The 23,587-nt window shown below is 69.0% G+C and carries 15 protein-coding genes and 5 pseudogenes; 8 read left to right on the forward strand and 12 right to left on the reverse strand.

Annotated features, from left to right (window positions below):
* The first annotated feature begins 2 nt into the window (after window positions 1-2).
* Window positions 3-458: a MarR family transcriptional regulator gene (locus OG522_RS35400; RefSeq protein WP_329467136.1), complete on the forward strand. Its 456-nt coding sequence runs from the start codon at window positions 3-5 to the stop codon at window positions 456-458.
* Window positions 459-818: 360 nt separating this feature from the next.
* On the opposite strand, the gene OG522_RS35405 is transcribed toward OG522_RS35400, so the two are convergent.
* The 7 genes and pseudogenes from OG522_RS35405 to OG522_RS41340 form a co-directional block, all read right to left on the reverse strand.
* Entirely contained in the window at window positions 819-1,739 is a 921-nt protein-coding gene (locus OG522_RS35405; protein ID WP_329467137.1) for a phospholipase, read from the reverse strand.
* A gap of 611 nt (window positions 1,740-2,350) precedes the next feature.
* Window positions 2,351-3,391: a VWA domain-containing protein gene (locus tag OG522_RS35410; protein ID WP_329467138.1), complete on the reverse strand. Its 1,041-nt coding sequence runs from the start codon at window positions 3,389-3,391 to the stop codon at window positions 2,351-2,353.
* Window positions 3,392-3,999: 608 nt separating this feature from the next.
* A pseudogene (locus OG522_RS35415) lies at window positions 4,000-4,302 on the reverse strand (sigma factor); the annotation flags it as partial.
* Between the two features lie 58 nt (window positions 4,303-4,360).
* Window positions 4,361-5,215 carry a L,D-transpeptidase gene (locus tag OG522_RS35420; RefSeq protein ID WP_329467139.1) on the reverse strand — a complete coding sequence of 285 codons (855 nt, stop codon included), beginning with the start codon at window positions 5,213-5,215 and terminating at the stop codon, window positions 4,361-4,363.
* Between the two features lie 367 nt (window positions 5,216-5,582).
* Window positions 5,583-5,708, reverse strand: coding sequence for a hypothetical protein (locus OG522_RS35425; protein WP_329467140.1), 126 nt, complete (start codon window positions 5,706-5,708; stop codon window positions 5,583-5,585).
* 24 nt (window positions 5,709-5,732) lie between these two features.
* Window positions 5,733-7,292 (reverse strand): protein kinase domain-containing protein, encoded by a 1,560-nt coding sequence (locus OG522_RS35430; RefSeq protein WP_443074792.1) that lies wholly within the window; start codon window positions 7,290-7,292, stop codon window positions 5,733-5,735.
* A gap of 86 nt (window positions 7,293-7,378) precedes the next feature.
* Entirely contained in the window at window positions 7,379-7,918 is a 540-nt protein-coding gene (locus tag OG522_RS41340; RefSeq protein WP_443074793.1) for an IS3 family transposase, read from the reverse strand.
* Window positions 7,919-8,313: 395 nt separating this feature from the next.
* Between OG522_RS41340 and OG522_RS35440 the strand changes: the two are divergent.
* Both OG522_RS35440 and OG522_RS35445 read left to right on the forward strand, forming a co-directional pair.
* Window positions 8,314-8,445 (forward strand): annotated as a pseudogene (locus OG522_RS35440) (winged helix-turn-helix domain-containing protein); the annotation flags it as partial.
* 333 nt (window positions 8,446-8,778) lie between these two features.
* Entirely contained in the window at window positions 8,779-9,384 is a 606-nt protein-coding gene (locus OG522_RS35445; RefSeq protein WP_329467141.1) for a TetR/AcrR family transcriptional regulator, read from the forward strand.
* A 69-nt stretch (window positions 9,385-9,453) separates the two neighbouring features.
* Here OG522_RS35445 and OG522_RS35450 read toward each other — a convergent pair whose 3' ends face one another.
* Window positions 9,454-10,089 (reverse strand): FMN-dependent NADH-azoreductase, encoded by a 636-nt coding sequence (locus OG522_RS35450; RefSeq protein ID WP_329467142.1) that lies wholly within the window; start codon window positions 10,087-10,089, stop codon window positions 9,454-9,456.
* A gap of 319 nt (window positions 10,090-10,408) precedes the next feature.
* On the opposite strand from OG522_RS35450, the gene OG522_RS35455 reads away from it, so the two are divergent.
* On the forward strand, window positions 10,409-11,446 hold the full coding sequence (locus tag OG522_RS35455) for an amidohydrolase family protein (protein ID WP_329467143.1): 1,038 nt from the start codon (window positions 10,409-10,411) through the stop codon (window positions 11,444-11,446).
* Window positions 11,447-11,479: 33 nt separating this feature from the next.
* A pseudogene (locus tag OG522_RS35460) lies at window positions 11,480-12,708 on the forward strand (IS30 family transposase); the annotation flags it as partial.
* Between the two features lie 55 nt (window positions 12,709-12,763).
* On the opposite strand, the gene OG522_RS35465 reads toward OG522_RS35460, so the two are convergent.
* The 4 genes and pseudogenes from OG522_RS35465 to OG522_RS35480 all read right to left on the reverse strand — a co-directional run bounded on the left by OG522_RS35465 (window position 12,764) and on the right by OG522_RS35480 (window position 18,795).
* Complete coding sequence (locus tag OG522_RS35465; protein ID WP_329467144.1) at window positions 12,764-14,374, reverse strand: alpha/beta hydrolase; 1,611 nt, start codon at window positions 14,372-14,374, stop codon at window positions 12,764-12,766.
* A 12-nt stretch (window positions 14,375-14,386) separates the two neighbouring features.
* Complete coding sequence (locus tag OG522_RS35470) at window positions 14,387-15,934, reverse strand: alpha/beta fold hydrolase (protein ID WP_329467145.1); 1,548 nt, start codon at window positions 15,932-15,934, stop codon at window positions 14,387-14,389.
* Between the two features lie 259 nt (window positions 15,935-16,193).
* Window positions 16,194-16,541: pseudogene (locus OG522_RS35475) on the reverse strand (transposase); the annotation flags it as partial.
* 241 nt (window positions 16,542-16,782) lie between these two features.
* Complete coding sequence (locus OG522_RS35480; protein WP_329467146.1) at window positions 16,783-18,795, reverse strand: flavin monoamine oxidase family protein; 2,013 nt, start codon at window positions 18,793-18,795, stop codon at window positions 16,783-16,785.
* Between the two features lie 1,369 nt (window positions 18,796-20,164).
* Between OG522_RS35480 and OG522_RS41345 the strand changes: the two are divergent.
* From OG522_RS41345 to OG522_RS35490, 3 genes and pseudogenes are all read left to right on the forward strand, one after another.
* Window positions 20,165-20,326: pseudogene (locus OG522_RS41345) on the forward strand (Lrp/AsnC family transcriptional regulator); the annotation flags it as partial.
* Window positions 20,327-21,073: 747 nt separating this feature from the next.
* The gene (locus OG522_RS35485; RefSeq protein WP_329467147.1) at window positions 21,074-22,912 is read left to right on the forward strand and encodes an RICIN domain-containing protein; all 1,839 of its coding nucleotides are present in this window, start codon (window positions 21,074-21,076) and stop codon (window positions 22,910-22,912) included.
* A gap of 70 nt (window positions 22,913-22,982) precedes the next feature.
* Window positions 22,983-23,552: a hypothetical protein gene (locus OG522_RS35490; RefSeq protein ID WP_329467148.1), complete on the forward strand. Its 570-nt coding sequence runs from the start codon at window positions 22,983-22,985 to the stop codon at window positions 23,550-23,552.
* The last annotated feature ends 35 nt before the right edge of the window (window positions 23,553-23,587 follow it).

Here is a 23,587-nt window from a genome sequence, read left to right on the forward strand (position 1 = left end):
GAATGGACGATCAGAGCCCCACGATGCGGCTGGTGCACCTGCTGCGCGCGGTCACGGTGGAATTCGATGGACTCGGCGCCGAGTTCGCCGCGCGCCACGGGCTGCATCCCACTGATGTGCGGGCGCTGATCCACCTTCTGGACGCGGCACGGTCCGGTACCCGGGCCACGCCCGGCTGGCTCGGCGAGCAACTGCGCCTGAACTCCGCCGGGACCACCGCGTTGGTGGATCGGCTGGAGCGGCTCGGACTGCTCCGGCGCAGCAGGGACACAGTCGACCGGCGACGCGTGCTTCTGGAGGTGGAGGAGAAGGCGACGGAACTCGGGTCGGCCTTCTTCGGGCCGGTGATCGGCGAGGTGGTGTCCGTCGCCGAGGGTTTCGAGGCGGGCGAGTTGGAGACGGTGCGTCGCTTTCTGACCGCCGTACTGGAGTCCACCGCGCGGGCGCGTTCCGTCTGACAGGGCGTCGGTGCGGGGCCTGACGGTTCCGATGAAGTGGGGCGGGGGAGCGGGCCCCCGCCTCCGCCCGTTCTTTGAATCCGGCTGTCATTGCCCGGGGGCGCCCGGAGGGACTGCGGCGGGCGCACACACTGGCCGGGGGTCTGCGGCCCGGCCGTTGCACCCGCCGGCGGTCCAGGAAGTCGACCGTCCGGGGGCGCCGCCCAGTTGCGCATGACGCATCAGCCCGTCGACGCACTGGAAACCCCATTGTCTGCTGAGGCGAGGCCGTCGGTCCGGGGCCCGGAAGCCGGGGTCCGGACCGACGGACTGGGCGGGCCGATGTGCGCAGGGCTGTACAGGCCCGGCTCGGGGCGTCCGCTACCTGAAGAGGCGGTCGCCGCTGGTGGCCATGCGATGGGTGGAGCTGTGGTGGTTCACCCAGTCGCGTACGAGGTTGATGGCGTTGGCGCACTGCCAGCTGTTGTCGTACTCGCGAACTCCGGTGAAGGCGCCGTAGCCCGCGATGATGCCGTCGACATGTGCGTCACCCAGCAGCTTGTCGACGTACCAGGGGTCGTTGTAGGTGGTCGTCCAGGAGAACGTGGCCGCGAGCTTTCCGGCGGCACGGTCCCCGGCGCCCTTCTTGAGTTCCGCGCACGTGTTCCAGGTGGCTTCGGTGCAGTTGCCGAACCCCTTGGTGATGTCGCTGTCGCCGTAGTCCATTGCCCGGTGACCGGCCGGGAATCCGGAGCCGGACCGGTTGAAGGCGCCCTGAGCCTGGTCGCGGGTCCCGGTCGTCGTGATGCCCTCCAGCGGGCCGAGTTTGCCTTCGAGGCTCTTCCAGCCCCTGCCGCCGACGTCGGGGGTGCTGCCGCCGTGGTACTCGTAGAAGCCGTAGAGCACCTGGATCCCGGCAGCCGTCAGCCTCTGGGCCTTGTCGCGCAGACCGGCAACGCTACAGGTGCGGTTGGGTGCTTCTCCGCAGTAGTTGGGGTCCTTGATGTCCAGCCAGACCAGCGCCAGCCGGCGTCCGGTCTTGGCATTGGAGACGATGCGGTCGATCATGCTGTCGAAGCTGGGGCCGTACCGGTTCTCACCGGCCGAGGAACAGTCGTGATAGGCGCGCCATTCGTTCGGGTTGTACCAGGCACACACGTCGATCTCGATGCCGTTGGCACCATGGTTGAGCGCGGCGTCCACACCGTCCAGGGTGTCGACCCGGTGCGCGATGGCGTAGATCGCGTGACGCTGATCGGCCGCTGCCGCCGGGGTCGTACCGAGTATGGTGGCGCCGATCATCCCGCACAGTGCCGCCATCAGGGCTAATAACACCCGCGGGCGGGCGCCATGTCGAAGCTGAGTGGTCAAGAACGTTCTCCTTGAGGTCGGTGCCCTGGAGCGGACACATGAAGTCCGCCCCGCCCCGCTTGCGAAGTGCGGCCGTCGGAAGATCGGCGTGACTCAACGGAAGGTCGAAGTGGCAGCGGGGGAGGGGGACTTGACGATCTCCAGCTTGCGGGTGGATCCGCTCCGGGCGCCACAGAGCAGGGCCAATTTGGGACGGTGGAACGAGGAATATGCTCTTGGCTTGGGGAAATGTAAGCAGCCTGGAACGCTGAAATGGGACGTGCCGGACGTGACGGCAAGCGAGCCTTGGTCTCCGTAATGCACGAGTTCGTCATCGCGCTCCGGCACGGCCTGCGCGACAAGGCCGCCTGTCGCGAGCTCGGCGCGGCCGCCTCACCCGCCCCCGATTCCGAGCGCGTCGGCGCCGCATGGCCAGGGGAGCCAACAGCCTCGGCCCTACTATCCGCTGCGAGCTCATCCCTACCGGTCGAACCGGAATCCCCACGACACGTATGTACTGGCCCTCCGGACGGGCCCCTCCCGGGACGGGGCTTCCGGGGGTGTCAGATCATCAGCAGGAGTCGGGTGTGAGCCACGAGCTTCCGGTTCACGCTGGTGCTCTGCACGAAGATGGTGAAGTCGTCGTTGTGGTCCGGCTTGACGCGGGCCTCGGTGTTCGGCAGGCCGAGCAGGGCGCGGGCCTCGGGGCCCGTGTACACCCGGTCCGTCTTCTTCTCGAGCACCGCTATCTGCTTCTGCGCCTGGATCTTCTCCGTCTTGCTCAGCTGGTAGAACGCACAACCGGTGCGGTAGGCATGCCCGCATTCGATGACCCAGTCGCGGATCGCCGCGTCACGAGCCACCGGTATCAGCTGGTACTCCGACGGGTCCACGGGGGTGAGACCGGCCGCCTTGATGGTGTCCTTGTTGACCGCCTCCGAGCCCGTGGAGAACACCGCCCGCGATCCGCGGATGCCCTGGGTGCGGCCCACCATGAAGTTCTCGGTGGCCTGCCGGATGACCTGCCCGGCCTCCTCCAGACCCCGGGTGCTCGTGGCGTCCCAGATGGCGATGTTGTCCTTCGGGAACCCGCACTGCATGGCCTCGCGCTTGCCCATCTGGTCCGGCACAAGGACGGCCAGCGTCCAGTTGTCGTCCTGCGTCGCGATCATGTCGGAGACGGCCGCCACCAGTTCACGCGGATTCTTGGCAGGTGCATCGGGGCAGCGATGGCTTGCGTTCTCCTGCCCGTCGGTCAGGACGAACGTCAGGAAGCTGTGGTCGCCGTACAGTTGAGCGGTCTGCGCCAGCTCTCCCTGCGATTTCAGCGCGGCCGCCAGCAGCGCCGTCATCCCACCGACCCGGTACAGCTGCTTCAGCGACGGCATCCGCAGCACGTCCTTGTCGTAGATGACGCACTCCACCTTGTCCGCGAAGACGTACACCGTCACGCGGGTCTCCTGGTCCAGCTCCCCCGATCGCCGGGCAAGGTACGCGATCTGCTGGTCGGCGACCTCGACGACCTTGCTACTCAGGTGCGACATCGACGAACTGGCATCCAACACGAGAGCAACGTGGTTGATGTAGTTCTGGCTTCCGGACATGGCAAATCCCCCTCTTGTTCTTTCCGAACTCGATGGATCCACCGTCTCACCCACCACTGACAATCGGACCTGGCTCCCAGACCGGTGAACGGGCCATCGGACCGGAGTGAGCCGGACCTCGACGGCCCAGTGTCCGAGACGGCCTGTGCCCTCATGTCCTCGGTATGTGAGGACAGGCCGTTGCCGCGATGGGCTCGTTTGGCACATGACAACCGGCACGCGCGGGGGAGAGTCGCCTCTCGCGTGGCGGACACGCGACCGTTCGTCCGCGCCCAGTCGGAGGGCCTGGAGTGAAGAGTGCCCGCAGGCGTACGGACCGGGGCAGGCTCAGTGCCCGCCCTTGACCGGCTGGCGGTCGATGCACGCCGAATTCGAGGGCGGCTCCTCCGACTGCTGCCCGCCCTTGATATGCACCTGCGCGCCGAGCCTGACAGCGTCATACACCGGCTTGCCCGACGCGGGCGCGACTCCGACAGCACCGAAGATGTGATCCTCGCCGACGTCGGGAAGGTCGGCGGCGGTCAGTTCGAACAGCAGGAGCCGCTGCTGGTGGTTGTGGTCGGTGAAGGTGACGGCCCAGTTCCTGGAGCCCGCCCGCCCGACTCCGACAACGCCACGTGATCGGGGCTTGGTTCGGGCACGAGCCGCGTCGCCGTCTCGCCCCGAACCAGGTCCCACCAGTGCCGTGCCCGCCGCCACCGGCTCATCGCCAGGCGATGAGCCACCGTGCGCAGCCACGCCTCGGGAGCCTGGTCGCCGGACAGGACCGAGGCACGCCGGTCCCAGGCTCGCACGAACGCCTCCTGCACCACGTCCTGAGCCTCGGCGTGGTCGCCCGTCAGGGCGTACAACTGGCCGATCAGACGCGGATAGGCAGCCGTGTAGAAGACCTCGAACTCGTCCTCGGTCACCTTGTCGTGCTCTCCTCTTACGGCTTTGGGCGCGGGGTGTGCGGTGGTGCGGTGAGGCTCATGCGGTCGCGGTCTCCCCGGCGGCGCTCTGCGCCAGCCACTGCTCCCAGGTCAGGTTCCAGTCGCCGTAACCGTTGCCGGTCGCGACGATGTCCTTCTTGCCTCCGGAGACGGTGACAACGTCGCCGACCCGAGCCTGGTCGTAGAACGTGCGGGCGGTCCCGTCGGTGGCCAGCCCGACACAGCCGTGGGTGACGTTGTGGCGTCCTGCCTCTGTGTCCGCCCGCTCATTCTGGTGCACGTACGTTCCTGATGCGGTCAGGTGGACGGCCCAGAAGTAGTCGCCGTTGTACGCGTCGCCGAGGCCCACGGTGCGGGAGTCCATGTGCACCTTGGGCGCCTTGTCCATGACGACCATCGTGCCGTTCCAGGTGTCCAGGCCCGGCCGTCCCGTGGTGACCGGGATGCGCGTCGTCCTGCCGTCGGCGCGAACCGTCATCATGTGAGCGTCCACGTCGATCGAGGCGATCAGAGACCGGCCGATGGTGAACTGGCGCGTGGTCTGGGAGCCGACATGGAGCGTGACCTTGGTGCCGGGCTGCCAGTAGGCGGTCCTGGGGCGGAAGTCGACGCGTTGGCCGTCCCGCAGGTTCTGGCCCTTCACCCAGCTCCAGGCGCCCGTCGTGCCCGTCGATGTCTGCACCCGCAGCAGTCTCTCCACGGCCTTGCGGTCGGCGGTGGGGACCGGCTCGGGAAAGGTGACCGATATCGGCATACCCACACCGACCGTCTGCCCGTCGGCTATGTGCACCTGGGCCTTGGCGAGCGCGGCGGGCTCGGGCGTCGACGAGGCCGCCGACGCGTCCGGCGCTGCGCCCGGTGCGCCGCTGTCCTTGGCATTCGCCGGCGCCACGGAAGCCCGGGAGCCGGGCTCTCCCGCAGTCGCGTGACCGCCGGAGCTCGCCGAGCAGCCCACGACGGGGAGCATGACGAGGCAAACCGTGACGGCGGCGCCGATCCGACCGCGGGCCCGGCCGACAGAGCGATTCTGGTGCATGAAGTCCCCCATCTGAAGTGCGATGTCGCCTCCTATACGCGTGGGACGGCAGCACGGCTGCACCCGATCCGAACCTTCCTGCGAGCCTCCCGCTTCTCTCCGCCGCACCGGCCGCCGTGAAGCTCGGCGACGGCTTCCGCCAGGGCATCCATTCGGGCCCGCGGACACTGCGACGGGCGATGACTCAGTGCCGGCGGTCCTCGCGGTGCCAGAGCCGACCCGCTTATGCGATCTTCCGCCGTAATCGCACGAGCACGTCGGTCTCCAGCCCGCCCGCGATGGCGCGCAGCGCTGCCACGACGGTCGGGGACTGTCCGGGGTTCTCCAGTGGCGCCGTTGCGCTGAGCATGTTCTGGATCACGATCCGGCTGAGCTAGGGGCACTGGGACTTGAAAGTTTCCGCGTCACTCTTCCACTGCGTGAACCCGGCACTGAACGCGTCCGAGTAGACCTGGGACTGAGCGGGATCCTTCTGGTCGATCGCATCCTGGAATTTGGCCGAGCTGTCGCTCATGGACCGGCTGTCATTGGCAAGCGCGCGGATCGCGGTGCGCGCCTTGGGGTCGTGCGCGGCGTCTGCCGCCGCGTCGAGGTTCGACGCCAGGGAGCTCAATGAGGCGGTGGATGCCTTGTCGAAGGTTACGTTGTTGCTTCGTATCGCCGCGTGTGCCCGCTCACAGCCCGGGTCGGTCGTCCTCGTCTCGGTGGGGAGCACACCCGTGTTCGCATCCGTACCGGTCGGGGACTTCGCCGGGTATGTCAAGGCTGGCGTCGCGTGCGCCGCCGGCTTGCCGTCTGACTTGACCCAGTCGAGCACCTTCTGCGGGCCGATGACGAGCACCACGATGACCCCGATGCCGACCAGCCAGCCAACCGCCGAGGCTCCCGAAGTTCCTTGCTTCGCTGGGGGTTTGGCGCCTCCTGCAGCCGGCCTGGCCGTGGGCTGGGTGGTGGTCTTGGCCTTCTTGGCCCCGCTGGTCGCCCCTGCCGGCTTCGCCTTGGTGGCGGACTCCGCTTTCGTCTTGGCGGTCTTCCCGTACTTGGCCGTGCCGTATCCGGCCAGCGACGTTACCACCGGCTCGGGCAGCCAGGACCCGGCGAGGCTCATCGTCTCGCCCTGGGTCTGGCGGCGCGCGTAATCCACTATCTCTCCGACGGGAGGTCGCTTCCCGGGCTTCTTGGCGAGGCATTGCTCGACGATGACGCGGAGCTCGGTGGGGCAAGTACTCAGCTCGGGTTCCTCGTTGATGATTCGGTAGAAGAGGGCGTCCGGATTGCCCTCGCCGAAGGCGGTACGTCCCGTCGTGGCGAACACCGCGAGATTGCCCAGGGCGAACACATCGGTGGCCGGGCTCGCGGAGCGGCCGCGGATCTGTTCGGGCGCCATGAACGCGGGCGTACCGATGCGCACATGGGTACTGGTGAGGGCCGTGGCATCCGCGGCGTGGGCGATGCCGAAGTCGATGACGCGAGGGCCGTCCTCGGCGAGCAGGATGTTGGCCGGTTTGAGATCGCGGTGGATCAGCTCGCATGCATGGATGGCCGCGAGCCCCTCGGCCACGCCCGCGAGGAGGCGGAACGCCGTGAGCATCGGGAGTGGGCCGTGCTCCATGACGGCCTGGTGTAACGAGGGCCCCGGCACATAGGCGGTGGCCAGCCAGGGCAGACTGGCCTCGCTGTCCGCGTCCACGACGGGCGCGGTGTAGAGGCCCTGTACGCGCTGCGCGGCGTCGATCTCCTTGCGGAACCGGCGGCGGAACTCGTCGTCCTCGGCATAGTCGGGCCGTACGACCTTGACTGCGAGGGCCCGGCCGCCGGGGGTGAAGGCGAGATAGACGCGCCCCATGCCACCGGCTCCGAGGCGGGCGCGTAAGCCGTATCCGCCGACGGTCTTCGGGTCGTCGTCAGTCAGTGGTTTGAATCGGCTGGTCATCCACGCCCCCGTGCTGCCTGGCACCTGATTTGGATAACCGAAATATCCCACGGCGATCGGTCGATTCCCATGGGGCAAAGGGAACTTCACATGCCGGTGCCCAGGTGGATCGCTGCGGCAGCACTTGCCGGGCATCTCACCGCTGCCGACGCCTGCGTCGCTCTGCCCTGCTCATCGTCAGGTCGGTGAACCCACAGCCGGTTCGGCGCGGGCGCGGTGAAGTTACGGTTGACCAGGTCCGGGGCGAGGGTGGCCTTCGGGTCGCGACGTGTGAAGCCGCCCCGTCGGGGGCTGATCCCGGCGAGGGCGGCCTCGCGCATCAATCGCTCGACCCGCTTGCGGCCGACCCGAGCGCCCTCCCGTTTGAGGACGGCGTGCACGCGCGGCGAGCCGTAGATCCCGCCGGACTCGGCGTGGATCGCCCGGATCTGTCCGGTCAGCTCCGCGTCGCGGCGCTGGTGTTCGCGAAGAGGGTGGGGGCTTGGTGTGTGGGTGCCGCGGGGATGGGCGCCGTGGGTGTGGTGGTTGCGCGGGCCGCCGGGGCGTCCGCGCGATGGAGCCCGGCGGTCGGCGCAGCACAGAGCCCCGGGAGTGGGGGCTGTAGCCGTCCCGGGGCTCGTGTGCACTTCACTTGACGGCGGTTCAACGACCCGTCGTTCACGCGGTCACCGTGTCGTCAAACCCAGTCCACTCCCAACGCGGCGAGCTGGGCGAGCTGTTCGCCGCTCAGTTTGTCGCGGCGGCTCATTCTGGTTCGAGACCCATACTCCGAGGCGTACGTCGTGCTCCTGGCCCTCGACCAGGATCCGCTCGGCGTGCTGACGCGGAATGACGGTCCGCTGCTCACGCTCGACGTACTGGGCGGGCGCGGCCAGGCCCCGCCGGAACGCCTCAGCACCCCGCGGCGCCCCCGCCGCCCGGGTCTTCGTTCCGCTCGACGCCGGCACCCGGGCCGAGGTGGTGGCCGCCTCGACGCCAAGCTCGGCGAGCCGCTTCTTCTGCCGCCAGTTCCAGCGAAGAACTGCGCGAGCACGAAGTCCGCACGGTGCTGGTGGACTTGCTCGCCGAAGCCGGCACCATCACGGTGACCGAAGCCGCCTCCCGGCTGGGCTACAGCTCCGGCCTCTGCTCATTTCACCTACGGCAGCTCGCCGGTGCCCCGGATCACAACGTCAACGTCGTGGAGCGTCACGCCGTCGAGGTGACCACGGTCTCCGAGCGCCTCGGCAGCTTCACGTCGGGCTAGGGGCGCCTTGGATGACACAGACCCTTTCCTCAAGCAGGCGCAACTGAGGGTGCGGCGCTGACCGCGGCAGAGGAAACATGGGAACGACAACCGGCGACAAGTCCGGGGGTCATGGGGCGTCCTTCCTGATGGGGGCAGTGCGGGTGCGGTAGTGGGCGGTGGGCCACAAGGTGAAGATAGTCTCAACTTCACTGTCCCCAACGTGCCCACAGCATGATGGATTCCTCAACTCAGGGAGAGGTGAGCACTGTGCCCGAGGCACCCCAGCGGCCGCCGCTGCGCGCCGACGCCCGCCGTAACGTCGAGAAGCTGCGCCAGGCCGCGGCGGACGCCTTCTCCGCGCACGGGCTCGACACGCCGCTGGAGACGATCGCGAAGCTGGCGGGGGTGAGCGTCGGAACGATCTATAACCGCTTCGGCAGCCGCGACGCGCTGCTGGACCAGGTCGTCAACGAACTCGCCGACCGGCAGGTGAGCGCGGCGATGGCCATCGCGGACAGCACGGTGGGCAGCGCGTGGGAGAGGCTGCTGGCCTACGTCGAGGCTATCTGCCAGGCGCAGGCCGACGACCCGGCGTTCAACGACGCGATCTCCCGCCGCTACCCCAACGCCCCCGCCCTCAAGGCGGTCTGCGACCGGTCCCTGGCCTTCGCCACCGAGCTGGCCTCCGGCGCCCGCGCCGAGGGAGCCATGCGTGAGGATGCCCGGATGGACGACATCGCCCGCTTCTTCCAGGTCAACGGTGATCTCGTGCGCGTCGGGGACGACGCCGGCCGCCGCCGCGTTCTCGCCCTGCTCTTCGAGGGCCTGCGCGCCCGCACCGGCAGTCGCCCGTTGCCCGGCTGAGCACGCATGGCCGGGAACGACGACGGGGCCGACCCCGCCGGGCGGGACCGACACCGTCGTCGCGCGCGACTACGCGGCGCGGGCCGCCTTCGCGGCGGCCTCGAACGCGTCGGCCCGCGACTGCTCGCCGAGTGGGACCAGGTGCTCCATGGCCGGGATGTGCGCGGCCAGCGTCAGGTCCGCGACGATGAAGGCCGTCTCCATCTCGAAGATCACCGACAGCACCGACTCCAGGTAGTTCAGCACGTGCTCGTGCGGCGCCCGGGGCGTGCCGGGGGCGTAGGAGCCGCCGCGGCTGGTCACCACCGTCACCGGTGTGCCCTTCACCTTTGATTCCGGCGAGCCGGCGGTGCGGCCGATCAGGATCACCTGGTCCAGCCACGCCTTGAGACTGGAGGGCACCGAGAAGTTGTACATCGGTGCGCCGATGACCACGGCGTCGGCCGCCTCCAGCTCCGCTATCAGGGCCAGGCGCTCGGCGAAGGCCCGAGCCTGCTCCTCGGTGTGCTCCGCCGGGTCGAGCGACCCGGCGGTGTGGGCGTCCGCGGTGATGTGCGGCACCGGCTCGGCGGCCAGGTCCCGATAGATCACCTCGCCACCCGGGTGCTCCTCCAGCCACGTACGGCGGAAGGCCTCGGTGACGGCCCGAGAGGTGGATGCCTGGCCCGCGAACGCGGACGAGTCGATGTGCAGCAGTGTCGCCATGGTGCAACTCCGAAAAGGGGAGAGGGCGTGCGTACCCTCCCGCCGCAGGCGGTGGGACGGTCGCAGCGGATAACTTGAACCGGCCCTCAACTTTAGCCCAAAGTTGAGGGTAGGTTCAAGTTGTTGTCGATGTACGCGCTTACTGATGAGCTCTGTGTGATGTCCCACGAATCCCTGCTCGGCAAGGTGCTGGGCATGGATCAGCGATAGCGCCGGGGAGAGGGAGGTGCTATCAGCGTTACCGTTCAGGTGTTGCCGTTGGAAGTTTCGATGGTAACGTTGGAATGGTTCCATTGGTATCAATGTGAGGGGGGGCGTCATGCCCGACCGTCTGAAGATCATCGGAGTGGAAGAGACCGTCGTCGTACCGGCCGTCTACGAGGCGTACCAGCGGGCCGGATCGCCGCAGATCTTCTCGCGCGGCTTCGGGGACAGCCCGATCGCGAAGAACCTGCACGAGGTTGGTGAGCAGCGGCTGGCACACATGGACGACCAGGGCATCGACGTCGCCGTGCTGTCCCTGTCGTCTCCGGGCGTGCAGGACCTTCCCGAGGCCGACGCCGTCGCGGTGGCCCGCGACGCCAACGACCAGCTCGCCGGGATCGTCGCGTCGCGGCCCGACCGTTTCCAGGCGTTCGCGGCGATCCCCACCCAGTCGCCGGCCGCAGCCGCGGCCGAGCTGGAGCGCGCGGTGGTCGAGCTGGGCTTCCCCGGCGCCATGCTGTACGGCCGTACCGGCGACAAGCTGGCCGACCACCCGGACAACGACGAGCTGTACGCGATGGCCGAGCGCCTCGCCGTGCCGCTGCACTTCCACCCGCAGACACCGGTCCAGCCCGTCATCGACGCCTACTACTCCAACCTCCCCGAGCCCATGGGGCCCGTGCTGGCCGGAGCCGCGCTCGGCTGGTACTACGACCTCGGCGTCCAGTACCTGCGCATGATCTTCTCGGGGGTCTTCGACCGGTTCTCCGAGCTGCAGGTGATCGCCGGACACTGGGGCGAGGTCGCGCTGTTCTACCTCGACCACACCGGCTTCTTCGGCGAAGCGGGGCGCCTGCGCCAGCCCCTGGCGGACTACTTCAAGAACAACTTCTGGGTCGCCGGCAGCGGCACCAACAGCCCCCGCTACCTGCGCTGGACCGCCGAGGTGATGGGCCCCGACCGGATGCTGTACTCCACCGACTACCCCTTCACCTACGGCTTCCGCCCCGGCGGCTTCCCCTACGTCGACACCAGCAACGGCGAGGCACGCTCCTTCCTGGAGAACTCGCCGTTCACCGACGAGCAGAAGGCCGACATCGGCCACCGCAACTGGGAGCGACTCACCGCCCGCGCCAAGGGCGGATTCAACTGATCGTCGCAACACCTCGTACTCGGAGGTGACGTGATGGGTGTTGGTCCGCAGCAGCGCAGGGCCCGTGAGTACCGGTGGCAGATGCCGTCGCCGAGGTCGGCCGGCGGTCGCGTGGCGTGAGGATCGTGTCCGGTACTGGGCAGCCATCGCCAAGGGGCTGCACCATCACGCGGGACGCCCCTCGGGGGCGGTGTGTCGCCTGCGGCCGGGACCCGCTGGCTTCGCCACGCCGGCGGCGTGAATCCGAACGTTTCACCGACCGCGTCAGGACGCTACCTGTCGTTCGCCGGGCGCGAGGACATCACCGTGTGGCGGGCGCAGGATGTCGGAATCCGTGAGATCGCGAGCCGGCTGGGCCGGCCGCCGTCGACGGTCTCGCGAGAGCTCCGCCGGAACGCTTCCACGCGGACCTACCGTGTGGAATATCGGGCGTCCACCACGCAGTGGCACGCAGAGCGGCGGGCCCGGCGGCCGAAGACGGCGAAAACTGGCCCCGGACGAGCGGCTGTGTGCGTACGTGCAGGACCGGCTCGCCGGCGTGATCCATGCCCCGGACGGGACGCCGGTGGAGGGGCCGGTCACCCCCGCGTGGAAAGGGCGCAACAAACCCCGGCGGCAGGACCGGTGGTGGTCAATGGCGTGGAGTCCGCAGTAGTTCGCGCACCGGCTGCGGCTGGATTTCCCCGATGATGAGTCCATGCGCATCTCGCACGAGGCGATCTACCAGGCGCTCTACGTCCAGGGCCGTGGTGCTCTCAAGCGGGAGCTGGTCGCCTGCCTGCGCACCGGGCGGGCGCTGCGCGTCCCGCGTGCTCGCACCCGACAGCGTCCGGGCGGCCATGTCGCATCCGAGGTAATGATCAGCGAACGGCCGGCGGAGGCCGAGGACCGCGCAGTCCCCGGGCACTGGGAGGGCGACCTCACCATCGGCCTGAACCGCTCGGCGATCGGCACCCTCGTGGAACGAACCACCAGGTTCACCATGCTGCTGCATCTCCCGGATGGACGGCTACGGCGTCGAGCCGCAGGTGAGGAACGGTCCCGCGGCGGCCAGCCGCGGCGCCCAGGCCGTGAAGGACCCGGTCGCCGCCACCATCACCACGCTGCCCGAGCAGCTGTGCCGGTCGCGGTCTTCCGACGGGCGACCCGCTACAACACCCGACGAAGGTACTCCCGCCTCGGCCAGATCAGCCCGATCACCTACGAACAACGATCAACTACGTCGGCCACCGCCGCACAGCAATCGGTGTCCATGGCCAAGGGTGAAGCCCCAAACATGGTCCGCCCCGGGCCGGGGGCCCGGGGCGGGGGGAGGGTTCAGGGCGTGATCTCGAACTCGGGTGGTTCCAGGGTCTTGAGGCACTGGGTCTTCGGGGCGTCCGGGGCGTCGAAAAAGGTGACCGCGACCTCCTGGGCGCACTTCGAGGTGGCGAACACCACGTGCGGCTCGTAGGGGATGGTGACGACCTTGGCCCTGGGCAGGGTGCGGGCGACGTATGGTCCGTTGTCCGCACCGGTCTGGGAGTCGAAGCTGCCGGACATGGCGAGGGTGGGGATGTCGCCGCGTGTCACGTCCCGGATCGAGCGTGGTGCCGCGGGCACGTTCCAGGCCTGGCAGTCCGGACGGAGGAACGTGAGCTGCGGGGCCTGGGCCTGCACTGATTCGGGGAAGGACGGGAAGGCTTCCTGCCCGCCGCGCAGGGCCCGCTCCTGCGTCTCGTACGGGATCCACTCGCTGCAGAAGACGCCGTAGCTGAGACCGTGCGCGACGCGGCCCACGGCCTGGGGGCTGAGTCTGCCGCCGGCCCACTGCCTGGCGATGCGCTCGGGCTTGCCCTTCGCCAGCTCGTCGAGGGCGGCAGGCACTTGGGTCGCGATGTGGGTGGCGGAGGTCATCCAGTTCACCAGGGCTCCGCCGTCGAGGACGACCTTCACCGGCTTGTCGTTGCCGGGGAGGGTGACGGTGGTGGTGACCGGCCTGGATTCCAGGCCGCGGACGAGCTTGTCGAAGGTGGCGGACAGGTTCGGATAACGCTTGTTGCACGCCGGCTGCTCCGCGCACGCCTTGAACAGTGCGTCCCAGCCCTGGCGGGCGCTGCTCCAGGTCAGGGCCGAACCGCCCTTGGAGGGCGGCAGGATGCCGTCCAGGCCCACGGAGCGCAGCCCCTCGGGGTGCAGCCGCATGTACACCAGTGCCAGATGGGTGCCGTAGGAGATGCCGTACAGGTTCCACTGCTTGATGCCGAGCGCGCTGCGCAGGCCCTCGTAGTCGGCGGAGCTCTGGGTGTCGTTGTACGTGCCGAGGTCGATCCCACGTCCTGCCAGCTGGTCGCGGCAGGCCTTGGTGGCGGCGACGTGCAGGCGTTCGGTCGACGGGGCGTCGTAGACGAGGCCGACCGACTGCGCGTTGAACTTGTCGATGTTGGGGCACAGGACGTTCGGTTCGGCCGAGTAGGTGCCGCGCTGGGACATGAAGATTACGTCGCGGTCGCGGTTGAGATGGCCGTCGATCGCCATCTTCGCCTCCCCGACGGCGTCGTCGCCGGGACCGCCGGCGAGCCACACGATGGGGTCGGACTTGGGTGTGCCGGACGCGGCCGGCACGATCGCGACACCGAGTTTGATCTTCTTGCCGTCTGGTTTGGTGTGGTTCTCCGGCACGGTGAGGGTTCCGCAGCGGGCCCCGTCGAGAGCTTGGACCGGTTCCGGTGTCCTGGGACAGCCGCCCGGTTCGTAACTGGCATCACCGGCTGCACCGGCGGCTGTGCCGATCGGTGTCCCGGGGCTGGGACTGGGGCCGGTGCGGGACTGGGCCTGGGCGGGCCCGGCGAGCAGGCCGGTGACCAGGAGGCCGGTGGCTATGCCGGACGTGGTGGTCTGGAGTCGTCGTTCGGTACGCCGGCGACGGGGCGCGTGGTCGCGAATCATCTGCCCTCCCGGTCATTTGGGGATGATCGTGAACGGTTGGGGCTTGAGACCGTTCACGCAGGTGGTGTCCGGCGCGGTCGGGCGAGCGAGGAACGACGCCAGCACGCGCTGCGCGCACGACGACTGCGGGACCACCCAGTGGCCGATTCCAGGTACTTGTACGGCGGTTGACCGGGACTGATCGCGGATCACACCCTTCGCCCAGCTCACCCCGGTCTTTGCGTCGAAGGTGCCGGAGATGACGAGCGAGGGGACCGAGCTGACGGTGGCCACGCGCTGGCCGGCGGCACGGTCGGGCACCTTCCAGATCCCGCACGCCGGATACTCGTAGGGCAGCTGCGGCACCTGGGCGAGGACCGTGTCGGGCCAGCCGGGGAAGGCCTTCTTCCCGGCCTCAAGCACATCGCGCTCCGAGGCGCCCGGCGCCCATTCGCTGCACGCCACCGAGTTCGTCAGGCCGTGCGCGAACATGCCGACGTGCTGGACGGAGCCGGCCGCGCGGGCCGTCGCGAAGCGCTTCGGGTGGCCGGCCGCGAGTTCGGTGAGTGCCGCCGGCAGGTCCTCGGGCCGGACACCGAAGGCGACGATCGTGTCCAACAGCGCGCCCCCGTCGAGGACGACCTTGACGGGCTTGCCGCCGTGGGGCGGTGTTGCGTTGAGGGTCAGCGGCTTCGCCTCGAGCTTGCGGACCTGCTCCGTCAGGGTCCGGGCGGTATCGGGGTAACGCTCTTTGCAGGCCGGCTGGGCCGCGCACGCCTTGAAGATGTTGCCGATCCCCTCGGCGGCGCTGCTCCATCCCCACGGCAGGACAGCGGACTGCGGAGGCGTGATCGAGTCGATCGCCAGCGCTCGGATCCCGTCGGGGTACAGGCGCAGGTAGGTGAGGGCCAGATCGGTGCCGTAGGAGTAGCCGTAGACGTTCCACCGGCGGATGCCCAGGGCCGTGCGCAGGTCGGCGAAGTCGGCCGCGTTCTCCGCGGTGTTGTAGGCGCTCAGGTCCACGCCATCACGCGTGAGGCGGTCACGGCACTCCTTCACCGCCTTCAGCATGAGCTGCTGGGCGGGCTGCGCGCCGAAGCGCAGGCCGACGGCCTGCGCGTTGGACCGGTCGATCTCCGGGCAGGCGAGGTTCGGCTGGTCGTAGAGGTTTCCCCGCTGCGCCATGATGATCAGCTCACGGTCCTTGTTGAGCCCGGAGTCGACGAGGAAGGGAATGTCATCGAACGCGTCCGCGCCGGGGCCGCCCGCCAAAAACACCACGGGCTCCGCGGCGGGTTTCGAGGAGACGGCCGGGATCCTCGCCACCGCCAGCTTGATGGTCTTTGCGCCATGGCGGGAGCGGTTCTCCGGTACTTGCAGGGTTCCGCACCGTGCTGTACCCAGGGCATCGATGGGCTCGGGCGTCTTGGGGCAGGGACCGGGAACGAAGTGAGGGGCGGCCGAGCTGGGCCCGGTCGCCCCGGCAGACAGGGCCACGGCACTGCCTGGTGTGGGGCCGTACGCAGCCAAGCAGGCAAGAGCGGCCGCGGCCGTCACCGCGTGGATGCTGCGCTTGGGCATGGGATCTCGTTCCTCTGCCGACATCAGCGGCGGGCACTGACACAGGCCGGGCCGCAACGGTTTGGGCGGAACGCGCGGCTTCCAGGCTAGCGAGTGGTGCGTTCGGGTGCACCCGGAGCGGTCACTACCCGTAACCATGGAGCACCTTGGTGAAGGACGAGGACGGCCTTCACCAGGGCGGTGATGCGGTTGGTGCTGCAGTGGAGGAGTCTGGACGTCACCGGCCCTGGCTGACATTCGGTGGTAACGGAGGGTAGGCCTATCCGAGGAGGATGCGGTGGCGTAGGAGGGTGAAGCCTGCGCGTCCGTGTATCTGGCGCGCGATGCGGTTGGTCTTGGTGTTGACGCCTTCGGTGGGGCCGTTGCTGTACGGAAGTGTGAGTCCGGCGATCACGGCGTCGAGGAATCGTTCGAGACCCCGGGTGAAGGCATGGAGATGGGGTAGATCGGCTGTGCGGACCTGGCTGATCCAGTGTGAAAGCCTGTCGGTGTTTCGTTCATGAGGTGTACGGGGGCGGGCGAAGTCCCGGATTCTGCAAGGGAGTTGGGTCATTTCGAAGCGATCGGCGGTGAGCCGGGCCAGAAGGTCGTGATGTGCGTCCTTGATGAGGCTGGCGGCGACGATCCGCTTGAGGTTGGTGACGAGTGGGGGAGGTGTGGCGGGGGCGCCCACAGGTACCACTTCCTGGGGTTCGACGGCCGCGATTGCGTGTCGCCATACCGTAGGAACCCGCAGGTCAGGAGCGTATTTGATGGTGCATCATAGTTCTCTGACCGGATGGACGCGGGGGCACCATGTGAGACCTATAGGCGCTGGTTCGAGAGCTATTCAGTCCCCGAGGAACCGCTCATGGGGTGCCGTGGACCTCGAGTGAGGCGCGTACGGCCGATTCGATCGCTCCCTCGATCCAGGCGGGTTTGAGGGAGGTGTGGTCGCCGGCGAAGTGCAGGGGGCCCTCGGGAGAGGCGATGTCGTGGAACAGTTCGGTGTGCTGTCCGGGCAGGAGAACCGACGCCTCACCGTAGGCGTAGGGGTCGCGGGCCCAGCTCTGGGTTCGTCCCGCGCCGGTGTAGAAGACCTCGATGCGCTGGCCGTAGATCTCCTGGAGTCCGGACAGGGCGTGGGGGTAGCGGGCGTCGTCGTCGAAGGCGTCCCAGCGCATGGCGTCGTCGGCCCAGGTGTAGGAGGCGAGCACGACTCCGCCTTGGCTGCCGGGCACGGGGTGGGAGGGGTTGAAGGTGAACCGGTTCGGGTTGTCGCTGACCGACCCTCCGCCGAAACTGGCCACCGCGCCGGGCTGGTCGCGCGAGACGGAACGGTATGCGGCGTAGTGGGCGCGCTGGTTCTCGGACAGGCGCTCCCCGGTGACGGAGGTGTGCCGGCCGAGCAGTCGGCCGTCGTCGGGGGCAAGACCCTTGCGGTAGGAGTCGTGGAGTCCGGGCGCGATGGTGGCGAGTTCTCGTTCCCAGTCCGCCTCGGTGAACTCCCACCAGCGCCGGCTGAATTCGAGGACCACCTTGGTGGCGCTGTCATAGTGCAGTTCGGTGACGGCGCGGCGCTTCCCGTAGGACATGAGAGGGGCGACCTGGACGTGCCGCAACCCTGAGAACGGCACGGTGACGACCGCGAGATCCGCGGTGAACTGCTCGCGCACGGGCGCCTCTTGACGCCCCTCCGAGACGGTGTCGACCCAGACATGGGGCCCCGCGGCACTCACGTGGGCCGCGTCCGAGTGGGGACGGCTCGGGCTCCAGTACTCGATGCGCGTGACGCGGCGGTCGAAGCGCACCGCCGGCCCGACTTCCTTCAGCAGCGCGTCGGGCAGCGCCGCGGTTCCCCCCTTCAGCTCCCAGAAAGTGGTCTGGGGGCTGATGAGGGCCGCGTCGAGGAAGCTGTGGAGGAACGAGAGGGGGAGGCGGGAGGTGAGGTCCTCCAGGCAGCCGACCAGGTCGATGGTGGCCTCGTCGAGCTTCGCATACTCGCTCAGATAGCGACGCATGGACCAGTCGCCGAAGCGTTCGATGACCCGTGCCCAGCCGGCGACCAACTGCCCGGCCGGCTTGTCGGTGCGGCGCCCGTCGGGGCCCTGTGCGCTGAACTCGTCCCGGACCGGCGCCAGGGCATCACTGAGGATCTTGCTCGACGGAACGTCCCACAGCGCGCGGGGAACACCGAAGGAACGGTTGACGCGCTGCGGGTTGCGCGCGTACTCGGACTTGCGGACCCGTAGACCGTTGACATGGATCCAGGTCTGCTGCGCGGGGCTTCCGTCGGCGTGCTCGTCCACGAGGCGGAACTTCTGCCGTCGCACCCCCAAGTGGTCGATGAGAGCCATGACCAGAGGGTGGCTCTGCGGGATCCGCATGGCGCCGGCCTCCGCGTACTGCCGCGGGTCGGCGAACGGCTGCTCGGCCTGCTCATGGCCGCCGGTCCTGAAGGTCTTGATCCTGCCGCCCACGCGGTTGCCGTTGGCCTCGATGACCGTGACAGTGTGCCCCGCGCGCCGCAACAGCAGTGCTGTCACCAGACCTGCCGGGCCGGCCCCCACCACCAGCACCTTCTTCGACCGACCGGCCGACCGGGGAAGGCCACTGCCCACCAGCACCTGGAGGTAGGACGGCAGCAGCTCCTTGCCGTCCGGTCCGCGCAGCAGCAGGACCCGCGCCACATCAACGCACCGCTGGGACTGAGAGGTTCCCGCAGCAGCGGGCTGCGCGACGGCGGAGGTCCCGCTCGCGGCGGCGGGCGCGGCCGCGCCCGCCGCGACTGTTGCCGCTGTCGCTGTCGCACCCAGGGCAAAGCCGCGCCGGGACAGGGAGGTGCGCCGGGGCGGAACCCCGGGATTTTCAGGTGATCGCATGGCCCCAACCATGCAGCCACGCGCACCCGTTGCCGCACCGACCACGCGTGAGCGCCTCGGCGGCATTGGCCCGTACGGCCCACGCGGGCCGGGGTTTTTAGCGGTGGACGAGTATCCGGTCGGGTCGTCGTGCGAGCCGCCGGATTCATACCTTCGGGTGAGGGCGACTCGTACCTCTGGGTGAGGGAGACCGATTTCGGCGCTCCCTTCGGCCGGTCCTCTCGCCGTGAACGGCGCGGTGGTCGTCGACGGGGTGCCCGCGTAGTCATGGGGGAGGGCGCGTGGTGCGGTACATGGCGTCTCTCTGGCGGCGCCTGCGATACCGGTTCGACAGTCTGGTGTACCGCAGCAGCTCCGCACTCATCGGCTGGCTCACGCTCATCTGCCTGTGCGTGGTCGTTCCGATGAGCGTCCTGCTGGTGCGGGCGGACCGTCGGGCATCCGAGATCTTCACCGGACAGCTGGTGGCGGTGTGGGTCAGTGTCGGACAGACCTTGACGCAGGACATAGAGGCACCCCCCGCTCGGGATCTCCTGGTCGAGGGCACGGAACTGGACGGCCTCGGCGGGGGCGTCGAAGTCCTCGATGTACTTGCCGACGAGCTCGTCCGGAACGGTGCCGTAGAGGTGCGCGTAAGCGTGGTTGGTCCACAGTTGGTGGCCCTCGCTGTCCCGGATGAAGGCGGCCGGGGCGAGGTCCACGAGGCCCTCGAACGCGTCGTACCGGCGCGGGACTTCGGAGGCTTCGGGGTGGGCGTCGACCTCCACAGCGAGGCCGCGCGTACGACTGGGGGCGCGGCTCTCGTCCAGGGGCCGGCTCACATCGAAGGTGCGGCCGTCGAAGCGGGCCTGCCAGCGGTCCTCCTCCGGCGGTCGCCCCGGTGTCGAGAGTTCCTGACGCATCCGGTCGAGGAAGCGCTGCGCCGTGCGCGTGTCGGCGAGAGCGCCGCCTCCCCGCTCCAGCACCTGCCACGGCTCGCAGTGGCGCCACGACGTCCTCACCGCCACGGAGCGCGCGGCCCTGAGCCCGCCTGGCCCGGACCCCGGTCCCGCGCCCGACCCATCATCGGGGCCCTACGGCATCGACACCGACACCCTCGAACAATCCCTCATCGACACCCTCACCCCCGACGCCCGTCTGCCAGCTGCCACCGTCGCCGCACACAGCGGATATCCCGAGAGCACCGTGCGCCGCCGCCTCGCGCGCATGTCCGCCCAGCACCGCCTGGCCACCCAGGTCCTGATCGACCCACGCCGCCTGGGACTGGCCGTCGAGGCCAAACTCCTCTTCCGCGCAGCCCCCCGACCGCCTCGCGACCGCCGGACAGGCACCGGCCGACCACCACGCCGTCCACGGCGCGTTCGCAACCTCCGGCCCCTGCGATCTGCACGCCGCCGCGTACTTCCCCGACCTGACCGCGCTCTATGAGTTCCTCTCCCGCGACCTGACCGGCCTGAGCATCACCCACGTCGAATCCGCCATCGTCAGTCGCACCGCCAAACGCCTCGCCCCACCCGCCCCCAACCGCTGACGAGGCGGACTTCGTAGGCCACCGCCGCGTTGGGTAGCCGCATCGCCGAACGCTCACTCAGATGACGGCAGTTCGTCCGCGTGGCAGAGGCAACCGGGCAGTGCTCGCATATCCAGTACTGGCGTGCAGGGGCGAGAGCGCTCTTTTCAGCAGGCAATAGCCGAGTACCTGCAATGGGTCATCGGCGGTTCCATAAGCGGGCCTTGGGCTTACCTAAACGGATTCCCCAAGAATGTGACCTTGGGCGAGAGCGTCGACACGCTGTGCAATTGCACACAAGTGGAGCTACTCACTCCATGATAACGATCTTCCTAAGTGGCGCCCCTCGGGTTTGCCATCCATTGGAATGGACCTTTGGTTCACGTGCAGTCAAATCCCGTACAGGGAAAGGAACTTGGGGGCCGCGTCGGCTGGTCCCGCGCATTGTTCCGCAGTGCACGCTCCCATTCCCCGCACAAAGAGGCCCTGTTAGTCCGTGCATCCGTTCTGGCACACTTCCGGCCAACCACAACTCCCCCACAGAAATGAGGTGTGGCCTTGTCCGGTCGCAGAAGACAGGTTCAGCAAAGGCGGCGAAGACGCGGCATTCTCGTCGCAGCGGTAGCCGTCACGGCGGGAGCACTCGTCACTACAGCGGCGCTCGGTGGCGTCTTCGACCACCACTCGTCCCGACCTGAGATCACCGCGGCGCGGGCCGCCGTGGACGGTCCCGCTCCGGCACCCGCACACGACAAGACCCCGGAACCGGTGGCCCGAATACCCAACGAAGACCGCAAGCGCGGCCTGGTCTACAAGGGCCTGAGTTCCGCGCCCAAGGGTGACCGTTGCGCCGGCGTCCTGCGCACCGCCGACGGCCGGTGCACGCACGGTCCCGACAAGCCCCCCAAGGGGGTGGACATCTCCAAGGACACGCCACCCGCCGTGAAGACACAGGGAGCGGCCGGAACGCCAAGCCGCCCCGCCACCCAAAAGCCCTCCACGGAACAGCCGTCCTCCGGCACCACGGCCTCTGTGGACGCCCGCCAGGCGGGCACCGCCGCCAAGACGCCGCCCGCCGCCCCCACCCAGGGCACCGGAAGCGGGAAGGCGGCGCCGGGTGGTCAAGCGGTGCAGTGCGACGGCGACGGGAGCACGGGCAACCGGGTACAGGTGGTGTACGCGCACGATCCCGGCAACGACCGGTACGGCGAGTACCTGGCGTCGTTCCGCAGGTGGGCCGCCGACGCCGACACCATCTACTTCGCCAGCGCGCAGGAGACCGGGGGCGTACGGCACATCCGGTACGTGACCGGAGCCGACTGCACGCCGTCCGTGCTCGACGTGGAGGTGGCGAGTTCGGCACTCGCCGAGTTCGGTGCGCTGAACTCCGCACTCGCGCAGAAGGGTTTCGACCGGCTCGACCGCAAGTACATGATCTTCGCGGACGCCAAGGTCTACTGTGGCATCGGTACCTTCAACGGTGACGAGCGCCCCGGCGCCGCCAACCTCAGCAACTTCGGCCCCTCCTACGGCCGCACGGACGCCGGCTGCTGGAGTGGTTCCACCGCGGCGCACGAGCTCGGACACAACCTCGGTGCGGTGAACAACAGCGCACCGAACAGCAGCGGAGGCGCGCACTGCACCGACGAGTGGGACATCATGTGCTACTCGGACACGCCGTACTACCCCACCATGCGCATCGTCTGTAGCGAGCAGAGCCACGACGAGCGCCTGGACTGCAACCACGACGACTACTACAACACCAATCCACCGGCGGGCAGTTACCTCGCCACGCACTGGAACGTCGCGAAAAACCAGTTCCTGATGACCGGCGGTGGAACCCGGCCCGACCCGGACCCGAGCCCCACTCCGACCCCGAAGCCCACGCCGACGCCGACCGGCAGCACCGGACCGACGACGGGCCCCGTCCCGGTCCTCGGGCAGCTGACGTCCGACTCGGCCGTGGTCAGCTGGTCGGCGGCGTCCTCCGCAGCCTGGTATCAGCTCCTGCTCAACGACAGCCACCTGGCATGGGTCCAGCCCAATTCGGCGCGGGTCTACAACCTGCAGCCCGACACCGACTACAGGCTCGCCGTCTCGGTCCGCGACCAGGCCGGCCGCGACTCCGGACCCGGCCGCGCGCTGTCGTTCCACACCCCGCCCGTCGGCGGCACCGCTACCAAACCCGGCACGCGGTACACGCTGACCAATGGTCACACGGGGCTTGCGGCTGAGATCTGGGGCGGCGGGAGCGCGGACGGCACCGTCCTGGTCGGTTCCCAGCCCAACGGGTTCACCCCTCAGCAGTGGTACTTCGATGACGTTGCCGGCGGCAGTGCGCGCCTTCGCTCGGCCGTGTCGGGCAAGTGCCTGCAGATCGGCGGTGCCGCGGCCCCCGGCCAGTGGGTCGCCCAACAGCCCTGCTCCGGCAGTGACGCCCAGCAGTGGCGACTCACCAAGTCGGGAACCGGCCTGCGCCTGACCGCCAAGAACAGCTCACTCGTCCTGGGCGTCGGCAATCGCCCGTACTACGGAGCCTGGCTGCTCGAACTCCAGGACCCGGACACCTCCAACTACCAGAACTGGGCCCTGCAGAAAGCATCCTGACCCCCCACCAACGGCAGGGGCCGTCCTCGTACGGCCCCTGCCAGCCCCCTCACACCGGAGCCACCCCCTCATGCCCGATCGCCGCTTCACGGCAGTGACCACCGCCCTCACCGGCCTGCTCCTCCTAGGCTCCGCGGCCACGGCACACGCCCACGGCGACACCATCCATCTGACCGTCACGGGCGTGTCCGCCGGCCACCCCGTCACCAAGGCGACCTGGGAGGACGACGGTCACCCCGTCGACGAGAAAGTCGCCGGCACCCTCACCGCCACCTCGGCCGACGGCACCAGTGTCGGGCCCTGGCGGTTCGTACCGGTAGCCGGTGAGCCCGGAACGTTCACCACCGCCGAGGCTCTGCCCGCCGGTCGCTGGACCATCACGGCACAGACAGCCTTCCCGGCGCTCGGCCGCGCCGAGTCCCAGGCCGAGGTGGCCCCCGCGTCGGTCGCCCCGTCGCCCGCCGCGCCGGCAGCGGCAACACCTCCGGCGGCAGCACCTCGGGCGGCAGCACCTCGTACCGAATCCGACGGCGGACCGGGCGTAGGCACCCCGTTGGCCATCGGCGGCGCCGCCCTGTTCGTCGCCATCGGTGGCTTCGCCGCATTCCGAGTGCGGCGCCGCCGGAACCGCCCTTCCTGATCAGGACGACCGCCTTGATCAAGACAAAGGAACCC

This window comes from Streptomyces sp. NBC_01431 (genome assembly GCF_036231355.1).
In the GTDB taxonomy this organism is placed as follows: domain Bacteria; phylum Actinomycetota; class Actinomycetes; order Streptomycetales; family Streptomycetaceae; genus Streptomyces.

Excerpts from the sequence above, each read along its gene's own strand:
- OG522_RS35400 (WP_329467136.1), top strand. The coding sequence starts at position 3 with ATGGACGATCAGAGCCCCACGATGCGGCTGGTGCACCTGCTGCGCGCG.
- OG522_RS35405 (WP_329467137.1), bottom strand. The coding sequence starts at position 1,739 with ATGATCGGCGCCACCATACTCGGTACGACCCCGGCGGCAGCGGCCGAT.
- OG522_RS35410 (WP_329467138.1), bottom strand. The coding sequence starts at position 3,391 with ATGTCCGGAAGCCAGAACTACATCAACCACGTTGCTCTCGTGTTGGAT.
- OG522_RS35425 (WP_329467140.1), bottom strand. The coding sequence starts at position 5,708 with ATGCTCAGCGCAACGGCGCCACTGGAGAACCCCGGACAGTCCCCGACC.
- OG522_RS35430 (WP_443074792.1), bottom strand. The coding sequence starts at position 7,292 with ATGACCAGCCGATTCAAACCACTGACTGACGACGACCCGAAGACCGTC.
- OG522_RS35450 (WP_329467142.1), bottom strand. The coding sequence starts at position 10,089 with ATGGCGACACTGCTGCACATCGACTCGTCCGCGTTCGCGGGCCAGGCA.
- OG522_RS35455 (WP_329467143.1), top strand. The coding sequence starts at position 10,409 with ATGCCCGACCGTCTGAAGATCATCGGAGTGGAAGAGACCGTCGTCGTA.
- OG522_RS35465 (WP_329467144.1), bottom strand. The coding sequence starts at position 14,374 with ATGATTCGCGACCACGCGCCCCGTCGCCGGCGTACCGAACGACGACTC.
- OG522_RS35470 (WP_329467145.1), bottom strand. The coding sequence starts at position 15,934 with ATGCCCAAGCGCAGCATCCACGCGGTGACGGCCGCGGCCGCTCTTGCC.
- OG522_RS35480 (WP_329467146.1), bottom strand. The coding sequence starts at position 18,795 with ATGCGATCACCTGAAAATCCCGGGGTTCCGCCCCGGCGCACCTCCCTG.
- OG522_RS35490 (WP_329467148.1), top strand. The coding sequence starts at position 22,983 with ATGCCCGATCGCCGCTTCACGGCAGTGACCACCGCCCTCACCGGCCTG.